This is a genomic window from Acetatifactor muris (assembly GCF_024623325.1).
Taxonomy (GTDB): domain Bacteria; phylum Bacillota; class Clostridia; order Lachnospirales; family Lachnospiraceae; genus Acetatifactor; species Acetatifactor muris.
Genome location: NZ_JANJZD010000091.1, coordinates 1 through 1992 on the forward strand (window position 1 = coordinate 1; position 1992 = coordinate 1992).

Here is a 1992-nt window from a genome sequence, read left to right on the forward strand (position 1 = left end):
GGTTCTTTCTGAACTTTGGGTATGAAAGCACCGCAATTAAGCCGTCAGATAAGTGTTCTGACGGCTTAATTTATATCAGATCCATAAGGGTAAAATCTTTAGTTTTGATCAGAAAAGCGAGCTTGCATTTTTTGGTCAGGTTGACAATCTTAGACCTGCCATATACCATACGCTTGATGAGTTTAAATTTGTTGTTGTTCCCTTCGACAAACCCAGAACTCACGTCCATGGATATCGCATTCCTGACCGAAGAGATATCTTTTTTTAAACTATTACAGAAAGAGGACAGTTCCGTATCAGCATATTTCTCGATATATCTATCTATTTCCTCAGGTTCGTCACCCATCAGTATCCCGTGGAACTCATGGAATGTATCTGCAACCCATGTGACCATTGGGAACTTCTTCTTAATGATCTCCAGGTTTCCAGAAATGACCTTGTCCTTTTCTTTCTTCGGATCTATTGTCAGGATGTATCTTAATAATTCATTCCGTCTGATGACAATTACATCATCAGGATATCTTTCATCCATGAGCCTCATGCCATACATTCTTTTTCGATCCGGAAAGTTTTCCCTGCTAATGGCTTTCATGTAATCAAACAATGTATTACGCGAAGTCGACACCCCGGATTTCCGGAGATATTGGTATATGATCTCATCATCGTATCCATCCGCCATCATTTTATATATGATATTTACGAAACCATTCCCGGCACGTTTCCTGGTTTTATAGTCCTTGGGTGCATCCATCCCGTTGATCTGGTCATCTGTCATGGAAACATATTTTTCAGCTGTATGCCTTGCAATGCCATACTCCCGGCACACCAGGCTGATCTTCTTCTTTGGCAGGCCCTCCCAAAACAGCTGAATGTCACGTATCAATTGCTGTTTTTTTCCCTGTTACAGGCATTCTTCTTATACTGCTTGCTGTTGAGGTTCCGCTTCTTGCTCTTGAATTCAATTTCAGCTCCATCTTCATCAACCGGTGGCGAATTATCATAGGAAATACCATCCAGCAGATTCCCGTCAAACCCCTTCTCCCTGACTTCCTTTTCGGGGGCCTTGTCCAACACTGCTCCGTCCTTTATGAATATAGTAGCAGGTATTTCGTTTTTGAAGATGTCCTTCATCTTATCCAGCAGATTCTGCATCAGGTGAAAACGGTCCGCAACCTGCGTACACTCCGGCAGCACCTCACTGATCGCAGATGCATATGCACTGGCCCGATCCCTTGCGACCAGCCGGATCTTCTTATGGCCTTTTAACCATTCCTTCAATGGGGCGCCATCCCTTCCTTCCAACAGGGCGATCATGTGGTGGTCCTTCAGGTCATAAATTGCCGTCGCATACTTTTGACCTTTTCTCATGGCTACGTCGTCAATTCCAACAGCTTCCACATCAGGGTCATCTTTGAATTCAATCCTGTCATACAAACGTTGGATGGTATCGTTGCTTATAGCGACACCCATAAGTGACAGAACAGTGCTGGCTCCTTCATTACTCATGAACATTGCCATGGCCAGGACCAATGCGTTTAAGGAATCTGTCCGAACCTGGGAAGCAGATGCAAAGGACAACGGCTCCATAAATACTTTCTGGCGGCATTCAGTGTTTACACAGTCATATTTGAAAACATTCACATGGACATACGTTGGCTTACATCGTATAGGGACATCCTGCAAGGTCCGTTCGTAAGTGGCATGTAGATCCGAAGATCTTGTTCCGCAGAGCGGGCACTTACAACTATGGACAGATGATTTCAGGAAAATGTCAATCCTGTCATCCGTTTCTTCTGTTCTGTATATGAATTGGTTCTTACCGTATAGCAGCGAATTATCTGAGGAAGGGGAATATTTCATTTGTGTTCACCTCTCATTTTGATGTCTCTATTATAACACAAATACCCAAATATGAGAAGTAATAAATCAATAAATAAGACAGGTGTAAATCCTGTCTTATTTATTGATTATACCCAAAGTTCAGAAAGAACC

The 1992-nt window shown here is 42.8% G+C and carries 2 protein-coding genes; both read right to left on the minus strand.

Going from position 1 to position 1992, the window contains the following annotated elements; genetic code table 11:
• Positions 1-70: 70 nt before the first annotated feature.
• On the minus strand, positions 71-883 hold the full coding sequence (locus NSB25_RS28985; protein ID WP_103242806.1) for a transposase: 813 nt from the start codon (positions 881-883) through the stop codon (positions 71-73).
• A complete protein-coding gene (locus NSB25_RS28990) occupies positions 880-1860 on the minus strand; it encodes an ISL3 family transposase (protein ID WP_103242805.1) in 981 nt (326 codons plus the stop codon). The genes NSB25_RS28985 and NSB25_RS28990 overlap by 4 nt, the downstream gene beginning before the upstream one ends.
• Positions 1861-1992 lie beyond the last annotated feature (132 nt).

Excerpts from the sequence above, each read along its gene's own strand:
- NSB25_RS28990 (WP_103242805.1), bottom strand. The coding sequence starts at position 1,860 with ATGAAATATTCCCCTTCCTCAGATAATTCGCTGCTATACGGTAAGAAC.